We start from the raw sequence: 20,949 nt of genomic DNA on the forward strand, positions 1-20,949 counted from the left end.
GGTCTGTCCGTAGTGTGGAAGCGGGCATATCGCGGCTGTTTTGCGCTTGCGACCGCCGTTGCAGAACCACTGTCCGGATTCTGCGCGGGGCGGAGCAGCGCCCCGACATATCCGTCAGGGCGTTGCCAAGGTGTCGGGGCCCGGTCCGTCCCGAATGGCGCGGTTGCCGCCGCGCCATCACGCGTTTTGGTCAACCTGTTGGTCGCATCAGATCAGCGCGTGACGGGTGTTTTCGCCGCGTCATGACCCCGGGGCGCCGCATGGGGGCCGTCGGGGTCGGGTTCTGATGGCCGCTGCGTGCTTGGTGCGCTCAGCTCTTCTTCAAGACGCCGAACCCGCTGCTCGAGCCTGAGCAGATGTTCGCCTTGCAGATCATCAAAGCCCGCAAGGTTTTTCGCCCAAAGATCCCATGTTGCGGCCCATTGTTTAAGCATCCTGGCCTCCCCCTTCATCATCGCTGGCAGCTTCATTTTGCTGATGCATTGGCAATACTCGGAAGCAAGGCGGCGAGGCCTCCGGTGAACGCCTCTGCGTCATGCACCGGCGGTTTGATCCGAAACCAGGCCGCGTAGAGCGCGGGCAGGAAGAGCAGGATCATCACCGTGCCGACGGCGGTGCCGCCGATGAGCGTATAGGCCATCGACCCCCAGAACACCGAATGGGTGAGCGGAATAAAGGCGAGCACGGCCGCAAGCGCGGTCAGGATCACCGGACGGGTCCGCTGTACGGTCGCCTCGATCACCGCGTCATAATCATCTAGGCCCGCGGCCCGATTGTCCTTGATCTGCTCGGTCAGGATCAGCGTGTTGCGCATCAAAATCCCGGCCAGTCCGATCAGGCCCAGAATGGCGTTGAAGCCAAAGGGCTGTTGGAAGATCAGCAGGGTCGGCACCACCCCGGCCAGACCGAGCGGCGCTGTCATCATCACCATGGTCATCGTCGCAAGGCTGCGAACCTGCAGGATGATGACAATCAGCGTCGCGGCAATCATCACCGGGAAGATCTTGGCCAATGCGGTATTGGCCTTGAGCGACTCCTCGATATTACCACCCATTTCAATGCGATAGCCCGCGGGAAGCGTAGCGATCAGCGGCTGCAGCGCCGTCATCACCTGCTGCGAGACCTCGGGCGGCTGCGTCGCTTCATTGATATCGGCGCGGACCGTAATCACGGGGGTGCGGTCCCGGCGTTTGAGGATCGGCTCCTCCATGCGGATTTCCGAATGCCCGATCTGATCGAGCGGCACCTGCCGGCCATCGCGGCTCATCAGCGAGAAATCCGTCAGTTTCGCCGGATCGAGGCGGCTGTCGCCCGCGCTGCGCGCCACGACCGGCACGTTGCGGATGTCTTCGCGCACCTGGGTGACGGGAATGCCGCTCAGCAGAAATTGCAGCTGTTGCCCGGCCTCGGCCGGAGAGAGATCCAGCAGGCTCAGCCGGTCCTGATCGGGGATAAAGCGCACCACCGGCGCCCGATTGCCCCAATCCCGGTTGGCCTGCCGGACGTCGGGCACGGTTTTCATCAGATCGAGCGCCTTGTCCGAGATGTCATAGAGCGTGTCAGGATCCGGCCCCAGAATGCGGAACTCGACCGGGAAGGGGGTGAAAGGGCCGAACACCAGTTGCGTGACCCGCACCGAAGCCTCGGGCGCCAACCCTTGCGAGATCGCGTCGCGCAGCCGGTGTTTCAGTTCTTCGCGTGCCTCGGCATCGGGGGTGAGCACCACCAGCTTGGCAAAGGCGGGATCCGGCAGTTCCGGCGACATGGCGAAGAAGAACCGCGGTGCGCCCTGACCGATATAGCTGGTGACGATCTTCGCCTCCGGCTGATCCTGCAGCCAGGCTTCTACCTTTTCCACGGCGGCTGTCGTCGTCTCGATGCTGGTGCCTTCCGGCATGCGCACCTCAACCAGCACTTCGGGGCGGTCCGAGGTCGGGAAGAACTGCTGTTTCACCGCGCCCATGCCGATGCCGGAGAGCACCATGGCGATCAGAACGACGGCACAGGTCATGAATTTGTGGCGCACGGTGAATTTGATCACATTGCGCAGGCGGCGGTAATTCGGCGTATCATAAATCGCGTGATGGCCGCCCGCGACCGGCTGGATCTCGGGCAGCATCTTCACGCCGAGATAGGGGGTAAAGACGACCGCAACGATCCAGGAGACGATCAGCGCGAAGCCGACCACCCAGAAGATATTGCCCGCATATTCCCCGGCGCTCGATTTGGCAAAGCCGACCGGCATTAACCCGATGATCGTCACCAGCGTGCCCGACAGCATCGGTGCCGCCGTATGGCTCCACGCATAGGCCGCTGCCGTGATGCGGTCCATGCCCTCTTCCATTTTCACCACCATCACCTCAATCGCGATGATCGCATCATCGACGAGGAGGCCGAGCGCCAGAATGAGCGCCCCGAGCGTGATCCGGTCGAAGAACCGTCCGGTTTCCAGCATGATGAGGAAAACCACCGCGAGGGTCAGCGGCACCGCGAGCGCCACGACGATGCCGACGCGCCAGCCGAGGCTGACCAGGCTGACGAAGAGCACAACGCCCAGTGCCATGGCGAATTTCAGCATGAATTCGCCAACCGCTTCGTTGATGTTGACCGCCTGATCGCTGACCTTGGTCAGCGACATGCCCAGCGGCAATCTCTGCGCGATGGCGTCTGAGCGCGCCTCAAGCGCCTTGCCAAGTTCCAGCCCGTTCCAGCCCTGCTGCATCACCGCCGCAAGCATGACGGCGGGTTCGCCTTCGTGGCGGATGATATAGGTGGGCGGATCCTGATAGCCGCGCCGAACCTCCGCGATATCCGAGAGTTTCAGCGTCCGGCCGCCGGCCATGATCGGCGTGTCGGCAATGGCCTGAAGCGTGTTATAGGCGCCGTCAAAGCGGATGAAGACCTGCGGGCCGCGGGTATCGATCGAGCCGGAAGGGGTGACGGTATTTTGCCGTTGCAGCGCGCTGGCTATATCTTGTGCCGAGACACCCAGCGTTGCCAGTTTGTCGTAGGAAAACTCGACAAAAATCTGCTCGGGCCGCTCGCCGAGAATGTTGATTTTCTTGACGCCGGGCACATGCAAAAGGTCCTGACGGATCACCTCGGCCTGCCGTGCCAGGTCGCGCATGGGCAGACCTTTGGCTTTCAGCGCATAGAGCGCGAAGCTGACATCGGAATATTCATCGTTGATGAAGGGACCAAACACCCCCTGCGGCAGGGTGCGCGCCTCATCCCCCAGCTTTTTGCGCGCCTGATAGAACTCTTCCTCCACCGCATCCGGCGGCGTGCTGTCCTTCAGCGTGACCGTCAGATAGGCAAAGCCCGGCCGCGTGGTGGTTTCAACGCGGTCGTAATATTTCAGCTCCTGAATGCGCTTCTCCAGGGGCTCGGCCACCAGATCCTGCATCTCGCGCGCCGTCGCCCCCGGCCAGGCTGCGGTGACCGTCATCGTCTTGATGGTGAAGCTCGGATCCTCGGCGCGTCCGAGCTTGGCGAACGCATAGACGCCCGCCGCTGCGAGGAGCACGAGGAAGAACAGGGTGACGGCGCGTTCGCGCACCGCCAGCGCGGAAAGATTGAACCCCATCAATAGGTCACCTCTGCCTGAACTTCTGTGCGGACTGCGGCGCCGTCCTGCAGGAGATGCGCTCCGAGGGCGACAATCTCCTGCCCCAGCGCAAGGCCGGTGACAGCGGCGGTCTCTTCCCCGAGTGCCTTGATCTGGACCGGGGCGAAATGCACCGTCGACGCGGCGCCATCCAGGGTCCAGACCCCGGTGCGGCTGCCGTCATCCAGCAGGGCCGCAATCGGGACCAGAACCTCGGACTGGCGTTCCGCATTGGTAATCGTGATCGTCACCGTCGCGCCGAGCGGCGCAGAGGCGGCATCCCCCTCAAGCACATAGCGGGCCTCATAGGTGCGGGTCTGGACATCGGCGGCGGCCGAAATCTGCCGCAGGCGGGCCGCGCCGCCCAAGCCATCGCTGCCATAGACCCGCGCCTCTGCGGTTGAGCCGAGCGCGGGCCGAATGGTTTCCGGCAGCGCGACGACCGCTTCACGCGGGCCGGACTGTGCGAGCTGAATAACCGTCTGCCCGGCAGCAACCACCTGCTCGGGCTCCCCGAGCGCCGCGACAATGGTGCCGTCTGCGCTGGCGACCAGCGTGGAATAGGTCGCCGCATTCTCCGCCACTTCCGCCTCTGCCTGCGCGGCGGAGAGCTGCGCTTGGGCAGAATCCAGCGCGGCTTTTGCTTGCTCGTAGCGTTGCGGCGATGCCGCCAGGCCGTTCTTGACCAGAATGGCGTAACGTTTTTCATCCGCGCTGGCCTGAACGACAATCGCCTGCGCGGCGGCAACCGCATTGCGCCGGGCGATCAGGGCCAGCCGCAGATCGGTGTCGTCAATGCGCATCAAAGGCTGGCCTTTGGTAACCTCTTGCCCGGCATCGACCAGCCGCTCGATGATCTTGCCCGGAACGCGAAAGCCGACATCGCTTTGAATGCGCGCCGCAATCGTTCCGGTGAAGGACCGCTCGGTTCCGGGCACGGCGGCGGTTTTTGCAACCTGGATCAGTGGAGGCACCATGCGCGAATCGGCGATGGATGCGGTGCCTTGTTCATGGCCCTGCGACATCAGCGCAAAAGCCGCGAAGCCGGAGGCAGAAAGAGCAACTGCACCAATGAGTAGAAGCCGTTTGTGCTTCATGCCCGATGATCCTCGTGAATGGGTGTGAAATCAGGTTATAGAGTTTGTGTGAAATCTATATGACTTATGGATGCCATTCGCAATCTAAAATGATGTTGCGACACCGTTCCTGCCTTCCGACCATTGGCCGTGGCGAAATTTCCCGGGCTCTGGCTGTCAATCGGCGCCGAATATTGACCCACCGACACCGCCCGCATCGACCGTGTGCGCGCAATCTTTGCTGCGCGTCGGCCTTGGGGGAAACGCACCGGCGGATGCGGCAGAGCGTCGGGATATGGGTGCGCGGATCCGCGATGTCGCCGTGGCACCCGATGGCGCGGTTTGGGTGATTGAGGTTTCCGATCCCGGCGCGCTGCGGCGTCTGGCCCCGGTGGAATGCTCCGCAACCCTGGCACCGCCTGATGCTTCGCGAAAGCTGGGGTGGGATAGCCCGGTGCCCGCAGAGAGCGCAGACCCGGGCTATCCTGTTTCGTGGTGCGGGTCCGCCCAACTGGCAACCCCGACGCGACGGTTATTTGAGCGTCACTTTGGTAATCAGATCGCCCTGCGGATCTTCTGCGCTCAGGGATTTATTGACCACAAAGACAGTACCGGCGCCGTCGGTGGTCAGGTCATTGGGAAAGGAGCCAATCCGCAGATTGGCGCGGATCTGCCCCCCGGCATCCACCCCGGTCAATGTGCCCGCACCGCGGTTGACCACCCAGACCATGCCCGCCGCCGCCTTGACGCTCAGCGCCCCGGCGCCGGTGTCGACATCGTGCAAAACCGTGTCGGTATCCGGGTCCAGGATCATGAGGTTGTCGGAATCCTGCCCGGTGACCAGCAGATGGCCGCTGGTGCTGTCAAAGGCGATCCCCGTCGCATGGATTGTGCCCGGCAGCGCGAAAACCCGGACGACCTTGCGGGTTTCGGCGTCGATCACCGCCACTTCGCTGGTTGCACGGCTGGAGACAAAAATCCGCCCGCCCGCCGTATCCTGCGCAAGGTTCATCACATAGAAGTCGCTGCCGCGAATGGTTGAGGGGATCTCGATCACCTCCTGCGGTTCCAGCGTCACCGCATCAAACACATGCACCTTCGCCGTGGCCGATGAGGTGACATAGGCCAGGCCGCGCGCCGCGTCGATCAGAACCTCGCGGGCATGGTAGACTTGGCCTTCGGGGAATTGCTTCACCAGCGACAGATCGCTCTGGCGATAAACCGCGACGGAGTTCTGCGCGGTATTCGTCACCCAGATCTGGCCGCGTGTTTCATCAAGGCCGATGCCGAAAACCGCCACCGGATCATCCGCTGTGGCAGCGCCCGCCGCCTCTGCGGCGCCGGGGGCGGGGTTGCGCAGGGCCTCGGGGAAGGCCGGCGGCGTGGTTTGCCCGATCACCTTCAGGGTCGCCGGATCCAGCTTCAGGAGCGCCGAGGCGGCGGGGCGAAAGCTGGCGGTGGTCACGAACAGCGCCGCACTGCGGGCACTATAGGCAATCTGATAGAGGCCGGGTGCCGGGGATTTGACCTGAGTGACGGTGACCATCTCCTCTCCGGTCAGCGGCACGTCGGGCGATACTTTCAGATCCACGAGGGCGGTCACCGAGGGGGCGGCGCCAAGGGCCACCACCGGATGCACCCCCAGCGCCGCATCGGCGGGCAGGGTAAAGCGGTAAGAAAGGTTGCCGTCCGCATCCGCCACCAAAGCCTCGGCGCCGGGCAGGATGCTGGTGCCGCGTTGCAATGTCAGCTGTTGGCCGGGGGCAAAGCCGGTGCCCTCCATCAACACCTCGGTGCCCGGAAAGATCGGGGTGCCGGGCGTCGCCGAAGATACGCGAAAACGCCCTGCCATGTCAGTGGGTTCGGCAAAAACCCCCTGCGCGGTTGCAGGAAGATGGGAGAGCAGCAGGGTCAGGGCGGCAAGGGCCAGCGGGGGGATACGGGTCATCGGGAATCCTTCAGGTCAGGGGTCAGCAACAATCGGTGGTCAGTAGAAATCGGTGCGCAGGCGCCCGGCGGTGCGCAATTGCGCGAGCGATCCGGGGCCAAGGCATTCCTCCAGTGCGGCCAGCGCCGCCGCGCCGGGACCCTGTCCGCCACAGGCGAGAACCGCGGCCCCCGCCGCCACAAAGCGGCGCAGCGCCTCGGCCTGCAGCGGCAGCCAGTCCGGCAGCCGCCGGGGCGGTGTGCCCCGCGAGAGCGGCAGGTCGATCCGCAGGCCGGGGCGGGGGGAAGCGGTGAGCTCGGTCAGCAAGGGCAGGGCGGCGTGGCGTTCGCCGTGGATCAGCCAGACCGGCGCGTGACCGGGCACCGCCAGATGGGCGCGCAGATGTGCCAGCACCCCGGCAAGGCCGGTGCCGGTCGCCAGCAGCAGTTTGGGCACCTCGGCGGGCAGGGGGGCAACGCCGGGATTGTCGCGCAGGGTCATCCGCAGCTGGCCGTTCAATGCCAGCCCCGTGCTCAGCCAGCCCGACGCCAGTCCGGCGTTTCCGGCAGCGTCACGGCGGTGGCGCAAGAGCAGCTCGACCGTGCCCGTTTCCGCCAGCGAGGCCACCGAATAGCTGCGCCGCTGCGGGCTGCCATCGGGGGCGGTCAGCGTCACATCGGCAATCGCGCCGGGGCGCCAGCGGGGCGCGGGCCCGAGCGGTGCCAGCAGGAGACGGCAGACGGGGGCCGTCTCTGTGGCGGGCGAGAGTGTTTCGCGCTCTATGAGCCGCCAGAGCCCCTCCGGTTCAGGATCGGTCCGGAGATCGGTCGCGGCGGCCCAACGGGCCAGATCAGCGGGAGCGCCACGGTCAACCTCGATCCGGGGGAAGATTGGCGCCGCACCGCATTCCTGGAGCCAGTCATCCACCGCGCGTCCAAAGCCGCAAAACGCCGGGTAATGGCGGTCGCCAAGCGCCAGGAGGCCATAGCGGAGGCCCTGCAAACCGGGCCGCGCGGCGGCAATGGCCCCGGCAAAGCGGCGTGCCGTGTCGGGGGCATTGCCGTCTCCGGTGGTGGCGACCAGAAACCAGGCCTGACCAACACCGGCCAGCGCGGCAGGGTCGATGCTGTCCAGAGGCTGCGCGGTGGTCCCCTTGGCGCGGGCCAGCTGTTGGGCCAGCTCAGCGGCCAGCCCCGATTGCGAGGCATAGGCGACGAGCGTGCGGGAAGCCACTGCCGGTGCGCCGTGCCGCCGGGGCCGCCAGCGGGGCAGGATCAGCCCGGCCCAGCACAGTCCGGCCCAGCTCAGGCCGGTGCCCGCCGCCAATGCCAGTCGCAGGGGGTCCACCGTCAGCGCATAGGGCATGCGGAAGTCTCCTCCTCGGGCCATCCCCAATCGGCCAATCCCCGGCTCGCACACCGCCGCATCTGCCCCGCAGCAGACACCGTCAGCAGCGCCGGAATTCCGGCACGATCGGCAAGGGCAAGCCCTTGATCGGGCGGCAGAACCATCAGCGCGCTGGCCCAGGCATCGGCCAGAGCGGCGCGCGGCAAAAACACATGCACCCCGCGCACCGGGCCGCGCACGGGCGTGCCCAGAACCGGGTCCAGACTGTGCGACCAGCTGAGCGCGGCCGTGCCGCAGCGCCGCTGCCAATCGCCCGAACCCGCCACCGCGCCGCCGTGCAGTGCCGCGAGACAGCGCGGCCCCGGCAGCCCCGGCGCGGCCTCCAGCCCGATCCACCAGGGGCGGGCATCGGGCGTCAGGCCCTGCGCCTTCACCTCGCCGCCGATCTCGACCATATGGACCGCCAGCCCGGCCCGGGTCAGCAGGTCCGAGGCGCGGTCCACCGCCCAACCCTTGGCGATGCCCCCGAAATCGAGCCAGAGCCCCCCCGGTTGCCACAGCCTGCCCTCACCGTCGAAACGCAGATGCGTGAGGCCGGAGCGGCTGCGCGCCACCGCGATCTCTGCCGCGGTCGGCGGCTGATCTGCCGGGCCAGAGGGGCCAAATCCCCACAGATCGGCCAGACGCCCCAGGGCGGGATCGAGCGCGCCTGCGCATTGCGCGGACAGGGCCATTACCTCGCGCAGCAAAGCGGCCAGCGGCGCGGGCACCGGGTGCCAGCCCGGCGCGGCATGGTTGTAGCGGCAAATGGCGCTGTCGGGTTGCCACAGGCTGAAGAGGGCAATCGTCTCGGCGCAGGCGCGCTGCACCAATGGCTCGGGGTCGGGCAGGCCCGGACAGGTCCAGAGCTGCACCTGCCAGCGCGTCCCCATCGACGCCCCTTCCGCCCGGCGCAGGACCCAGCCATCCCGGGCCCTGTGGCGCAGCGGTGCCGGATCAATCAGGACCAGATTCTCAGACATGGACGAACAGCAAAAACAGGATCAGCGGCAGTGCAAAGCCACCGGCGGTGACCGGCCATGTTGCGGGGCGCGCCTTGGCATGCAGCGCCAAAAGCGCCAGCCCGGTCAGTGCAAAGGCCACGGAGCCAAGCGCCAGAAGGTCGATCACCAGACCCCAGGCGGGGCCGGTCTCACGCCCTTTGTGCAGATCGGCGGCCAGAGCGAGCCAGCCCTGACGGGTGATTTCAAGGGTTGCGTCGCCCGTCGCCCGGTCGAGCAGCACGCTGCCGCCGCCACCGGGCCGGGGCAAATCGATCCAGATCTCGCTGTCAGAATAATCGGCCAGACGGGTCTGCATCGGCTCTCCGGCCACGCGGGTCAGCCAGCGGGCAAGATCGGCGGGCAAAACGCCGCTCCCCGTCGTTGGCGCGCCCGCCATCACCGGGAGGAGGGCGGCGGGCAGCGGCACGGACATCTGCTCTGTGCTGGCGTTTGCACGGATAACCCCCGGATGGTTCAGCAAAAACCCGGTGGCTGCAAAGAAGAGAAGGATGGAGAGGCTCGCCCCGCCGGTCAGCCAGTGCCAGAGGTGCAGCTGCTGCATCCACCAGCTGCGCGAGGCCAGCGGCCGCCCGGACAGGATCGGGTCCGCCGCCATCTCAGGGCGTCACGGTCAGACGAACGGCACCAAGCTCCGCCGTACCCGCGGCTTGCGCGCGTGCGGCCGCGCCGGTCCAGTCCAGCGGCAGATGCACCAGCTCATGCCCGCCCTTTTCGCGCGCAACTTCGAGGGCGAGCCGGTAGTTGCCGGGGGGCAGTTCGGCCAGACCGCCGGTTTCAGAGGTCAGCGTCAGGCGATGCGTGCCCGGCCCCCGGGTGGGGCCGCTGATGCCATCGGCGGGCAGGGTCATCGCCTTGCCCTCGGCCCGCCACCAACTGCGCAGGTCCTTCAGAAAGCCCGCGCCGATATTGTCGCGCAGCCGGGTGTCATACCAGACCGCCAGCGTGGTCAGGGGCGCGCCGCCCGCCGCCGGTTCAATCCAGGCGGCGAGGTAGGGACGGTAGTAGGGGGCGGTGTCGAGCTGCGGCAAGGTCAGCTCAAGCGTCAGCTCCGATGCCAGCGCGGGGGCAGCGGCCAGCCCCCCCGCCATGATCGGCAAGACCATGTGACCAAGGCGCATCCTCTGCGCCTCAGTTCGCCGGTTGCGCCGCAGCGCCGCCGGTGTCGCCGGTGTCGCCCGCCGTATCGTCACGGTCTTCGCGCTCGGGCTCCGGATCGGTGGCGTCGATCACACCGTCCTTGTTGCTGTCCAGCCGGTCAAAGGTGGAGGCGGCGACCAGTTGCTGCTCGTCCCAGGACAAGAGCCCATCGCGGTTGCGGTCGACGATGGCATGGCGGACAGACGCCTGTTTCATCGAATTCTCGTAACGCTCATCTGGTTGCTTGTTCTGGTCGGCATATTGCTGCTTCAAGCGGCCCTCGAACTCGGCCACATACTCGGCCTCATTCAAGGCGCCATCCTTGTCAGCATCCGCCTCGTCAAAGCGGGTTTTGCGAACCTGGGTATATTCCTCAAGCGTCAGGGTGCCGTCGCCATTGGCGTCATAGGCGGCGATCACGGCGGCCTTGCCATGCCCGCCCGCCACACCGGGAACGGCGGTGGCGGTGGTGTCATCACTGGCCGGGGCCGGGCTCTCTTGCGCCGTGGTCACCACCGGCAGGAGGAGAGCGAGTGTCAGGGAAATCAGGGCAGGTTTCATCGCAGGTTCCTTGTGGAGAGGGGCGTTCCCCCTCAGGTCAGATCGGAAAAAGGGGTGGCGGGGAGGGGCAGCCCCCCCCCGCCGGATCAGAACGTCTTGGCGAGGCTGAGGTTGATGCTGCGCCCGGCGGCGGCGCGGGTGGCCAGACGCGGGGTGTAGTCCTCGTCGAACAGGTTCTCGACGCGCAGGCGCATTTCGACCCCGTTCAGAGGTCCCTCGGCGGGGGTGTAGCTGACCGAGGCGCTGTGGATGAAGCTCGACGGGGTCACCGTGCTCGCCCGGTCCATCTCGAGGTTGTAGACGCCTTCCCATTTCAGGTTCAGGCCATTGTCGAACCGCTTGCCCAAGCCCAGACGCAGCTGGTCGGCGGGTTCCTGCGACCAGTAATCATTCGCGGCGCCTGCGGTCAGGTTGCTGCCCTTGACGAAATTCGCATTCAGATCGGCATAGACGCCCGAGGCCATCGAATAAGCGGCCTCGATCTCAACGCCCGAGATCTCGACATCGGTGACGCCGGAATAGGTGGTCATGTCCCAGACACGGGTCTGATAGGCGTTCAGTTTCACCGACAGCGCATCGCTTTCGGCCAGCACATCGCCCGCATTGTAGGAAAAGCCGAGCTCATGCGTGCGCGCCTTTTGCGACTGGGTCATATAGCCCACATTCGTCAGGTCATCGAGGATCGGCATGTTCTCGGAATAGGAGGCCGAAGCAAAGACCGCAAAGCCATTGTCAAAGGCATAGCGCAGCGAGGCGCCGCCCATCAGCGCATCGTTGTCATAGATGCCATAGCCATATTCGCTGCCATCAATATGCTGATCTTCATAGCGGATCGCCGGGCTGAACGTGTACCGCCCCGCCGTCATGTCATCCACGAGGAACAGCGCCTTGCGGGTGTCGAGCCCGCCGGGGGCGGAGCTGGCATCGAGGCGGTCTTTCTCGATATATTCCACGCCCGCCCGCAGTTTATGCTCGGTGCCGCCCAAGGCGAAGCGGGCGGTGTTCTTGGCCGTCAGCTTGGTCGTGACATAGGATTGATCGGCATCGAGCAGGGGATTGCCGCCGCCACTGGCCGTGGCGTTCTGGATGATCTCCTGATCGGCCTGGCTGAGCGAGACCTCGACATTCACCAGATCGCTGCCCGGCGCATAGCCATAGGTCAGGACGCTGGTTTTCGAATGGATGTCGCGGTCGACATTGCCGAAATTCGTCTCGCCGAACTGGTCATAGGGGACATCGCGTTCCGAACTTTGCGTGTCGCTGTAGCTGAAGGTCAGCGAATGCGCATTGTCCTGCCCAAAGCGGACCTTGCCCTTCAGGAGATAGGACGGCGTGTCAAAGCTGGTGTTGGCCACCGTATTGCCCGCGCCGTCGCTGTAATCGCCTTGCCGCCGGGTGGTGTAGTTGAAAAGCAGCTCAACCCGCTCGCTCGGCTGATAGGCCAGCGTGGTTGAGCTGGCAAAAGCATCGCCGTTTGAGCCATAGCTGAGCGACTGCCGCACCCGGAACCCGGGTTGGCCGCCGGTGAAATCCGAGGCATCCTTGGTGGTCATCCGCACCATGCCGCCAACCGCGCCCGAGCCATATTCAAAGGTGCCGACCGAGCCACGGATCACCTCGGCCTGTTTGTAGAGCGCGGGGTCGGTGTAAAGCTGCGTGCCGATCCGGTAGAGCTCTTCGGCCCCGGTTGCCGCGCCATCGATCTGGAACTGCACCATCTGATCGTTGCCATAGGTGCCCGACCAGGCACCAAAGCCGCGGATGTTCACAGCCGATCCACCCGGCGTCGCGCCATTCACCAGCGTCACGCCGGGCACTGAATCCAGCAGCTCGGCAACGGTAGAGGCCTGGCGTTCCTCGATTTCTTCGGAATCGACGATGGTCGACGGGGTGGCGGTCTGCGTCTGCACCGCCCGGTCGGATTGCACCGTGATCGCCTGAAGAACGATCGGCTGATCCGCGGTCTGGCCCCAAAGGGCCGTGGGTATAAGCAACGCGGCGCTGCCCAGAAGCAACGCGCGCATGGAGGCCACTCCAGCCATGCGAAAAGTCCTTGTATAGGATTGACGCGCCCGGAAAGAACCGCGCCGCAATCCGGAATGTGAAGGGGAGTGCTGGGGGCCAAAGCTGGTACCGGGCTGGCGGCTGTTTAGGGCGACCACGGTCGCGAGTCAATCCTGATTTAATTAGTAAGAATTAAATCTGACGCTTCTGCTGCAAAGCTCTTGGCTGAAGCCTGATGCAATTTTCGCTCAAAGTTACAAAGTCGCCAGCCGGGACCCTCGTGCGGGATGATCAGATGGGCATCCGCATCGGTAATGCTTTGAACGGTATAGCCAACATGCCCGCTGTGCTGCGCGCGGGTTGCCATGGCGCGGGCATCAGGGTCGGAGAGGGATATCTGGCCGTCTGGCGTATCGCCCAAGGCCTATCCCATCGTCAGAAGGCGTTCGATCTCGCGCCGGATGCGGTGATCGCGGCCCGTCAGGCGGGCGGCCCGTTCGGTTCGCGCTTCACCTGTTTCCTGACGGTCGATGCGTTCGGGATCCTCGATATAGCGCCCGACTTCCACCTCCGGATGTGCCGGGCGGCTCGCGGTTTTGCCCTTGCTGAAGGTAGGGTCCCGACTGTTGACCGCTTTGAACTTGCTGCCATCGACGGCGACCGTGTCCCCCTTAAGCTCGCCAATCCGGCGTCACAGCTCAACGGATTGCGCGCGGACCCGGCGGATGGCGCTGCCATTATCGCGCGGGAAGTCCGCGATGGTCCTGTGATCCGGAACCAGTCACTCAGGGAAGGTGTGGTCTGATCCCGGCTGGCAGCCGATCTTGCAGAACGACCGCTCCAAGCTTCGCCATCTCTCACCGCTCGCGGCCGACTGCTTTGGGCCGGTCAGGTCGATATGGCCGCGCTGGCCGCAAGAAAGCCCCGCCGCACGCCGCAAAGCAACGTCGGGCAAACTGCTGCTCTTGGCGACAGGTGCTGCGAACGGCAGTTGGCATAGAGGCGACGGCAGTACTGTTCTGGCCGGGTGGCATCGGTCAGAGTTTTCAGACGCTCTCGTCGTTCACCGTGCGGCCTGCCGGACGCGTTTCTTTGGGGCGCGCTTGGTCCCCGCGCCATCGCGGTTGGCCTTCGGCTTCACGCCGCGCATCATCTTCGCGGCCAGCCCTGGGACCCGCTCGGCCGCCTGGCCCATCACTGCGACATCGTCGAAACCGGCAATGAGAGCTGGCGCTTCAAGACCCGCGAATGACCAAGACCCCGCTGACCCGATATGGCTGCGCTGTGTGAGGGCGACATCGCATCGGGCCAGCTCCCCAAGCGCTCCAAAGGCCCGCCTGTTGTGAAATGCGCATGCGCAAAGCCGCTTGGCCGAGGCAGCCCCGTCGCGGAGGTTTGGAGCCTACGCCAGAGGTGCTGTCGATTTTCGCGGAATCAGGCTTGGCGTGATCCGGCGGATTTCCTGCGAGTGCTCGTCGTCAAACAACAGGTGCAGCGCCACCTCGGCGATCCGGTCGAACGGGACCCGGACGGTGGTCAGAGGTACCGGCAGGCGGCTGACGATCGGAATGTCGTTATACCCCACCAGAGAAATATCGCCCGGCACCGAGAGGCCCGCCTGCGCAATCGCTGACATGCTGCCAATTGCCGTATTGTCGTTGATCGCAAAGATGGCGGTCGGCGGCTGATCGAGTGCCAGCAATTCCCGCGCAGCGGTTTCGCCGGATTCGATGCTGAAGGTGGAAGCAACGATATAGCGGGGATCTTCGGCAATGCCGGCTTCGGTCAGGGCCTGGCGGTAGCCGTCCAACCGGCCCCGCGAGCTGCTGGCATAGACCGGCCCTGCGATGATGCCGATACGCCGGTGACCAAGGTCCAGCAGATGCCGCGTCGCGAGATAGCCGCCCAGCTGGTCATCCCCGACCGAGGCCGCGCTGCTGCCATTGTGCCGCAGCGCATGCACAATCGGCACGCCGCGTGCCCGCAGCTCTTCGGCGAACGGGTCATCCTCGCGCGCGGTCGTCATCACCAGCCCGTCCACGCCCCGGCGGATCAGCGCCTCTGCCGCCTTGCGGCTGGCCTCCGGGTTGTCATCGGTGGTGGCCACGATGGCAAAGCGCCCCTGTTGGGCCGCGGCCAGCGAGATGGCCTCATAGAACATCGCCATCACCGTATCGGTCAGTCGCGGCACGATGACGCCGATCATCCCTGTAGAGCCGCGCCGCAGATTGGCGGCGGAAAGATCCCGGATATAGCCCAGCCTGCGCGCGACCTCCTGCACCCGGCGCAGCTTGGGCGAATCTGCCTGCGGCAACCGCTCATCCAGCATCCGCGAGACGGTGGATTTCGAAACACCGGCTTCGCGGGCCACATCGTGGAGGGTCACCTTACCCCTTGATCTTGCCTCGATTTCGTCCTCGGCCATGTGTTCCTCTGCGGTGCAATTCCGGCTTTCTCTCAAACTAGCACTTGACAGAAGCAAGGTGCAATGTATTTTTGGGAACGATCTCGGGAACGTTCCCAAATAGACGGAAGCCGCCCGGGCCGACCACGTCAAAATCGAATCTGGAGGAAATTTTATGCAACCCATGGACCTTCGCGGCCTCAACCCGGCTCCCGTCACCGCGTTCAAGAAGGATGGCTCGCTGGACATCGACGCCAACGTCCGCATCGCGAAATGGCTGGCCAGTTTTCCCGATGTGAAATCGATGGTGATCCTTGGCCATGCGGGCGAGGGGACCTTCCTCACCGCGGATGAGCGTCTGGAACTGATCCGCGCCTATAAGGATGCGGTGGATCTGCCGATCATCGCGGGCATCACCGGCGAAGGTACCAAGGTTGCAGCCGAAGAAGCCAAACGGTCGCTGGATGCAGGCGCCACCGGCGCGCTCGTCTATCCTAACCATGGCTGGCTGCGTTTTGGCTTTCAGAAGGGCGCACCGCAGGACCGCTACAAGGCGATCTATGAAGAGGGCGGCCTGCAAACCATCCTGTTCCAATACCCGGATGCGACCAAGGCCTCCTATGACCTCGACACCCAGCTCGAGATTGCCGCCCAGCCGGGCTGTGTCGCCACCAAGAACGGCGTGCGCAACATGAAGCGTTGGTATGTCGAGATCCCCGAGCTGAAAAAGGCGCAGCCGGATCTGCAAATCCTGTCCTGCCACGACGAATGGCTGCTGCCGACCATGTTCGATGTCGACGGCCTGCTGGTCGGCTATGGCAATATCGCGCCGGAGCTGCTGATCGACCTGATCAAGGCCGGTAAGGCGCAGGATTATCCGACCGCCCGCAAGGTGTTTGAACAACTTCTGCCGGTGACCCGCGCGGTCTATCACCGCGGCTCGCATATGGAGGGCACCGTCGCGCTCAAGATCGGTCTGCGTCACCGTGGCCTGCTGGACAACGCCACCATCCGCGAGCCGCTGAAAGATCTGGGCACCGCTGCCGAGCGCGAGATCGAAGCGGCCTTTGATGCCGCCGGTATCGGCCGCGTCAGCCTGGCGATGGCCGCCGAATAAAAACCGCCGCAAAGGCGATGAAAAGGTGATTGCCCCCGGCGCAAACCCGGGGGCATCCTGAACTCAGGGAGGAAACCATGTTCAATTTCACGCTTACGCGTCTGCGTCTGGCCGCCACCGCGGGCCTCGCAGCCACGATCCTTGCAACCTCGGTTGCCGCTCAGGAGGTCCGCATCGGCGCCATGCGCGAGGGCTCGTCCTGGTATGTCTTTGCCGCGACGCTCGAACAGATGATCGAGCCGATCCTCGGTGCCAACAGCGTTGAAATCATCGCGCGGGGCGGCGGTATTGCAAACCCGATGGTGGTGCAGGGGGGCAAGGCGGAGGTCGCGCTTTCCAACGTTGCCTCTGCCGTCTGGGCGCAAAAGGGCGATGATGTGTACGAGGGTATGAAAGCCCCCGATATCCGTGCTCTGGTCGGCGGGCTGAACGACGTTTACGTCGGTGTCATGGCGCGCAAGGCCTTTACCGATCAGATGGGCACCACCGATCTCGCGGCGATCATGGCCTCGGGCAAGCCGGTGCGCGTGCTGATCAAGCCGGTTGGTTCCTCTGCCGTGCCGGTCGCGCAGATGATCTTTGAAGGGCTTGGCACGTCGATCGATCAGATCAAGGCCAATCGCGGCGAGATCATCCAAGTCGATACCGACCAGATCGCCGACCAGATGCGCAACGGCAATGCCGACATCTACATCGACACGATGATCAAGGGTCATCCCACCATCACCGAAGTGGCATTGACCGTCGATGTGGTGTTCCTCGACATTCCGCCCGCGGCCATGACCGTGCTGGAAGAGAACGGTCTGACCCCCGGATCCTACGGGCCCGAGTGGTTCAAGGGCCAGACGGCGGAAAACCTCGGTGCCAATCTTGGCACCGTGCTGATCGCCAACGCGTCGCTGGATGATGAAACCGCCTATCTGATCACCAAGACGATCATCGAGAATGCCGATGTGCTCAAGGTCTCGCATGGGGCCTGGTCGCAATTCGACCCGAAGAAAGCGATGCTGCCCACGAATGTCGGCATCGAGCTGCACCCCGGCGCGCTGCGCTACTACCGTGAAGCTGGCCTGATGTGACCCGATGGGCGCGGCTGACCGAGTGCAGCCGCGCCCTTTCCCGCCATCGCACCGCCGCGCCACAACGGAGTAGATCATGTCCGCCCTCGCATCCCCTCCCGCCGATCAGACGCCGACGCCCAAGGGGCGCGCGCTGACACATACCGCCGCCTTTCTCATCGGCATTGGCCTGATCGCCTTTCAGATCTGGCTGCTCTATGCCCCGCAACAGCCGCTGCTGGAGCGCCCCGTGCATCTGAGTGCCGCGCTGGTGCTGCTGTTCCTGTATAAACCGCTGACCACGCCGTCCCTGCCGCGCGCGCTGCGCATCGCCATTGACGCGGCGCTCATCCTCGGCGCCATTGCGGTGCTGGGCTATTACGTCACCGGCTTTGACCGGCTGACGACGCGCATGGAAAACGTCTCGCCCATTTTCAGCATCGACATCTTCTTTGCGGCGCTGCTGGTGTTCTTGCTGCTTGAGGGCGCGCGCCGGGCGGTGGGTTGGGTGCTGGTCTGGGTGCTCCTGGTCTTTATCGCCTATGCCTTCTGGGGAAATATTCTGCCGGGCTGGCTGCAGTTCCGCGGCTTTGGGGTTGAGGCCGCCACCGAGATTGCCGCAATGACCACCTCGGGCGTGCTGGGCATCACCACCGCCACCTCTGTCAGCTTCATTTTCTACTTTGTTCTCTTCGGCGCCTTTTATGCTGCTGTGGGCGGTGGTCAGCTGTTCATCGATCTTGCGATCCGCGCGGCGGGCCGTGCCACCGGCGGCACCGCCAAGGCGGCGATCATCGGCTCGTCGCTGATGGGCTCGATCTCCGGCTCTGCCGTGGCGAATGTCGTCTCCACCGGGGTCTTCACCATTCCTCTGATGAAGCGCACCGGCGTTCCCGCCCACCGCGCGGCGGGGATCGAGGCGATTGCCTCGACCGGAGGCCAGATCATGCCGCCGATCATGGGGGTTGCGGCCTTCATCATGGCCGAACTTCTGGGTGTGCCCTATTCGCAGATCGCGCTTGCGGGCCTGATCCCGGCCGTCGCCTTTTATCTGGCACTGCTCCTTGTCGTCGATCTGATGGCGCGGCGCGACGGGGTGCGGCCCTTGACCGCTGCCGAAGTCGCCGAAACGCCCGCCATCCTGCCGCGTCTGCATCTGATCCTGCCGCCGCTCTTGCTGATCGGCCTGCTGATCGGCGGCTATTCGGCCTCCTATGCGGCGGTTCTGGCCTCGGTCGCCTGCCTCGCGGTGCCGTTCCTGCGCCGCAATACCTGGATCGGGAAGAAAGAAGTGCTCGAAGCCCTGCGCGAAGCCCCCCGGCAGGTCTCAGAGGTCGCTGTGCCGATTGCCGCCATTGGCATCGTCATTGCCGTCGCGGTGCAGTCCAATCTGGCGCTGAAATTCGCGGGTTCACTGCTGTCGCTGTCCGAAGGCTCGATCTATCTCTCGCTGATGCTCGCGATGGTGGGCTGCATCGTCATGGGCATGGGTCTGCCGACGGTGGCGGCCTATATCATCGGCGCCGTGCTTTTCGTCCCGGCGATCCAAAAGCTGGGCATTGCGCCGCTGCCCGCGCATTTCTTCATCTTTTACTACTGCGTGCTGTCGATGGTGACACCGCCGGTGGCGCTGGCATCCTTTGCGGCGGCGGCGGTGGGGCAGGCCTCGACCGTGCGCACCAGCCTCTCCGCCTTTGGCCTCAGCCTGGTCGCCTTTTTCGTGCCCTTCGCCTTTGTCTTTGATCCGGGTGTTCTGGCGCAGGGCAGCCTGACGCAGATCGGGTTCAGCGCGATCTCGCTGCTGGTGTCGACAGCGCTCTGGGCGGTTGCCTTTGGCGGTTGGGCAGGCAGACCTCTCGGCTGGGGCACAAGGCTGCCCATCGGCGCGGCGGGGCTGGTGGCGGTGATCGCGCCCTCCGGAAGCCTGCCCTGGCTTGTGGCACTGGGCGCGGGCTGGGCCATGGTCCTCACCGTCGCGCTGCTGGCGCGGCGGGTGGCAGGGGACGCAGGCACCCTCGTCTCGAAACCGGCGGAATGACCATGACGGCACGGTTCCATCCTTCGCAATCGCGTCTGATCTCCCAGAGTGACGCGGTCAGCCTCCGGCAGGTGACGGATCATCCCTCGATCCACCATCATCCGTTCTTCTTCGTCGATGCCTGGGATGCGGCGATGCGTTTTTTGCTGCTGATCTCGCACCGCACCGGCGCGCCGCAGATCTACATCGAACCAGAGGCGGGGGCCGACCTCGTGCAGCTGACCGATGAGGCGGCCCTCGCGGAATGGTCGGTGATCCCGGCCAAGGACGGGCGCTGGATCTATTACGTCGCCGGGCAAGAGGGCAAGCGCGTCTCGCCGCAGACGGGAGAGGTCGAAACCCTCGTGCATTTCGACAGCGCGCAGATGCGCGAGGCGGGGATGGTCGGCGCGGCGATGGGCACCACCGCGCTCTCCTCCAACGGGCGCTATTGGGCGGTGCCGGTGAAATCGGGGGCGGTCAGCCGGTTCTGGCTGATCGACACCGAGGCGCAGACGGCCGGGGTGTTTCTGGAGGCGCCGACCATCGGCCATCCGCAATTCTGCCCGGATGACGATGATCTGATCCTCTATGCCGGTCCGATGACAGACCGGGTCTGGGTGACGGACCGGGCAGGGCAGGCGCGGCGTATCCACCAGCGCGCGCACAAGATGCAATGGATCACGCATGAGGTGTGGCGGCCGGGGCATCGCTCCGTTCTCTTTGTCGATTGGCCAAAGGGTCTGGGTGAGATCGTGGTGGAAACCGGTGAGGTTCGCCAGATCACCGACTTTCCCGTGTGGCACGGGGCGCCCGATGCCGGGGGACAGCGTCTGGTCTGTGACACCAATTTTCCTGACCGGGGCCTGCATCTCCTCGATCTGGAAGGAACGGCCCCCGCCCGTTTTCTGACCGAGCCCAAGGCCAGTTCGCAGGGGGCACATTGGGCGCATCCCTTTCCCTACAACGATGGTCCGGTGTCAGTTCACGCGCCCCAGCACACCCATCCACACCCACGGTTTTCGCCGGATGGGAGACAGGTGATTTTCACCTCGGACGCAGGGGGCTTTGCGCAGGTCTTTGTGATGACCTTCGCCTGACCGCAAGGGGTGGTGCCGCAAAAGAGCATCTAACACGCGACACGCGCCCTTGGCGACTGAACCAGCTCGTGCAACTTTGCCTCATTGCGCCGATCGTTCTATGTTGTTGAAGGAAATAGGTTTTGGTAGCAACTGTATTTCGCAGGCGGGCTGATTGGTCCATGTAAGACGAGATTTGCAAATTCCGTTTGCGATTGTGACGCGTTTTCGAGCAACTGCCGTGATGACACCCTTATGTGGTTTTCCGGTGGCGCGAAGGCGGTCAGCAAAGACCTTCAAGACTGGGTTGTGATGGCTGGCAACAAGGGCTGCCTGGAACATGACGTGTCGCAGCTGGCGCCGTCCTCCTCCAATGACGCGCGTGCCGCGCATGGCGCCGCTGTCATGTGCGATTGGGGCCAGACCCACGAGCGCGGCAGCCTGCTCACCCGAGAGTTGACCAAGTTCGGGCATCATGAGCTGCTGCCGGTTTCGTGGACAGCAGGTTAAGCTAGCATATCGCGGGCCTCGAACTCCATCGGGCTGAGGTA

The 20,949-nt window shown here is 64.7% G+C and carries 16 protein-coding genes and 2 pseudogenes; 5 read left to right on the forward strand and 13 right to left on the reverse strand.

Features of this window, described 5'->3' with window-relative positions:
- Window positions 1-212: 212 nt before the first annotated feature.
- From ACEN2S_RS12780 to ACEN2S_RS12790, 3 genes are read right to left on the reverse strand one after another with little or no spacing between them, the layout of a single operon-like run.
- Entirely contained in the window at window positions 213-470 is a 258-nt protein-coding gene (locus ACEN2S_RS12780; RefSeq protein WP_441866544.1) for a hypothetical protein, read from the reverse strand.
- Window positions 467-3,586, reverse strand: a complete 3,120-nt coding sequence (locus tag ACEN2S_RS12785; protein ID WP_441866545.1) for an efflux RND transporter permease subunit — start codon at window positions 3,584-3,586, stop codon at window positions 467-469. Before ACEN2S_RS12785 ends, ACEN2S_RS12780 begins: the two co-directional genes overlap by 4 nt.
- Window positions 3,586-4,704 (reverse strand): efflux RND transporter periplasmic adaptor subunit, encoded by a 1,119-nt coding sequence (locus ACEN2S_RS12790; protein WP_441866546.1) that lies wholly within the window; start codon window positions 4,702-4,704, stop codon window positions 3,586-3,588. Before ACEN2S_RS12790 ends, ACEN2S_RS12785 begins: the two co-directional genes overlap by 1 nt.
- Window positions 4,705-4,906: 202 nt before the next feature.
- On the opposite strand from ACEN2S_RS12790, the pseudogene ACEN2S_RS12795 reads away from it, so the two are divergent.
- A pseudogene (locus ACEN2S_RS12795) lies at window positions 4,907-5,050 on the forward strand (PQQ-dependent sugar dehydrogenase); the annotation flags it as partial.
- Window positions 5,051-5,215: 165 nt separating this feature from the next.
- Here the strand turns inward: ACEN2S_RS12795 and ACEN2S_RS12800 are convergent.
- The 9 genes and pseudogenes from ACEN2S_RS12800 to ACEN2S_RS12840 form a co-directional block, all read right to left on the reverse strand.
- A complete protein-coding gene (locus tag ACEN2S_RS12800; protein ID WP_441866547.1) occupies window positions 5,216-6,631 on the reverse strand; it encodes a YncE family protein in 1,416 nt (471 codons plus the stop codon).
- A 39-nt stretch (window positions 6,632-6,670) separates the two neighbouring features.
- A complete protein-coding gene (locus ACEN2S_RS12805; RefSeq protein WP_441866548.1) occupies window positions 6,671-7,975 on the reverse strand; it encodes a flavodoxin domain-containing protein in 1,305 nt (434 codons plus the stop codon).
- Complete coding sequence (locus tag ACEN2S_RS12810; protein ID WP_441866549.1) at window positions 7,960-8,979, reverse strand: FAD:protein FMN transferase; 1,020 nt, start codon at window positions 8,977-8,979, stop codon at window positions 7,960-7,962. The genes ACEN2S_RS12805 and ACEN2S_RS12810 overlap by 16 nt, the downstream gene beginning before the upstream one ends.
- Window positions 8,972-9,616, reverse strand: coding sequence for a PepSY-associated TM helix domain-containing protein (locus tag ACEN2S_RS12815; RefSeq protein WP_441866550.1), 645 nt, complete (start codon window positions 9,614-9,616; stop codon window positions 8,972-8,974). Before ACEN2S_RS12815 ends, ACEN2S_RS12810 begins: the two co-directional genes overlap by 8 nt.
- 1 nt (window position 9,617) lies before the next feature.
- Window positions 9,618-10,139 carry a DUF2271 domain-containing protein gene (locus ACEN2S_RS12820; RefSeq protein WP_441866551.1) on the reverse strand — a complete coding sequence of 174 codons (522 nt, stop codon included), beginning with the start codon at window positions 10,137-10,139 and terminating at the stop codon, window positions 9,618-9,620.
- Between the two features lie 10 nt (window positions 10,140-10,149).
- On the reverse strand, window positions 10,150-10,719 hold the full coding sequence (locus ACEN2S_RS12825) for a hypothetical protein (protein WP_441866552.1): 570 nt from the start codon (window positions 10,717-10,719) through the stop codon (window positions 10,150-10,152).
- Window positions 10,720-10,805: 86 nt separating this feature from the next.
- A complete protein-coding gene (locus ACEN2S_RS12830) occupies window positions 10,806-12,743 on the reverse strand; it encodes a TonB-dependent receptor plug domain-containing protein (protein WP_441866553.1) in 1,938 nt (645 codons plus the stop codon).
- A gap of 257 nt (window positions 12,744-13,000) precedes the next feature.
- Window positions 13,001-13,504: pseudogene (locus ACEN2S_RS12835) on the reverse strand (IS5/IS1182 family transposase); the annotation flags it as partial.
- Window positions 13,505-14,125: 621 nt separating this feature from the next.
- On the reverse strand, window positions 14,126-15,148 hold the full coding sequence (locus ACEN2S_RS12840) for a LacI family DNA-binding transcriptional regulator (protein ID WP_441866554.1): 1,023 nt from the start codon (window positions 15,146-15,148) through the stop codon (window positions 14,126-14,128).
- 154 nt (window positions 15,149-15,302) lie between these two features.
- Here ACEN2S_RS12840 and ACEN2S_RS12845 point away from each other — a divergent pair, with 154 nt between their 5' ends.
- The 4 genes from ACEN2S_RS12845 (at window position 15,303) to ACEN2S_RS12860 (ending at window position 20,419) form a co-directional block, all read left to right on the forward strand.
- Window positions 15,303-16,244: a dihydrodipicolinate synthase family protein gene (locus tag ACEN2S_RS12845; protein WP_441866555.1), complete on the forward strand. Its 942-nt coding sequence runs from the start codon at window positions 15,303-15,305 to the stop codon at window positions 16,242-16,244.
- Window positions 16,245-16,321: 77 nt separating this feature from the next.
- A complete protein-coding gene (locus ACEN2S_RS12850; RefSeq protein WP_441866556.1) occupies window positions 16,322-17,323 on the forward strand; it encodes a TAXI family TRAP transporter solute-binding subunit in 1,002 nt (333 codons plus the stop codon).
- Between the two features lie 76 nt (window positions 17,324-17,399).
- Complete coding sequence (locus tag ACEN2S_RS12855; protein WP_441866557.1) at window positions 17,400-19,340, forward strand: TRAP transporter permease; 1,941 nt, start codon at window positions 17,400-17,402, stop codon at window positions 19,338-19,340.
- Between the two features lie 2 nt (window positions 19,341-19,342).
- Window positions 19,343-20,419 carry a TolB family protein gene (locus ACEN2S_RS12860; RefSeq protein WP_441866558.1) on the forward strand — a complete coding sequence of 359 codons (1,077 nt, stop codon included), beginning with the start codon at window positions 19,343-19,345 and terminating at the stop codon, window positions 20,417-20,419.
- Between the two features lie 81 nt (window positions 20,420-20,500).
- On the opposite strand, the gene ACEN2S_RS12865 is transcribed toward ACEN2S_RS12860, so the two are convergent.
- On the reverse strand, window positions 20,501-20,875 hold the full coding sequence (locus ACEN2S_RS12865) for a transposase (protein WP_441866560.1): 375 nt from the start codon (window positions 20,873-20,875) through the stop codon (window positions 20,501-20,503).
- Window positions 20,876-20,949 lie beyond the last annotated feature (74 nt).

The sequence above is a fragment of the Phaeovulum sp. W22_SRMD_FR3 genome (assembly GCF_052113705.1).
Lineage (GTDB): Bacteria > Pseudomonadota > Alphaproteobacteria > Rhodobacterales > Rhodobacteraceae > JBGQOG01.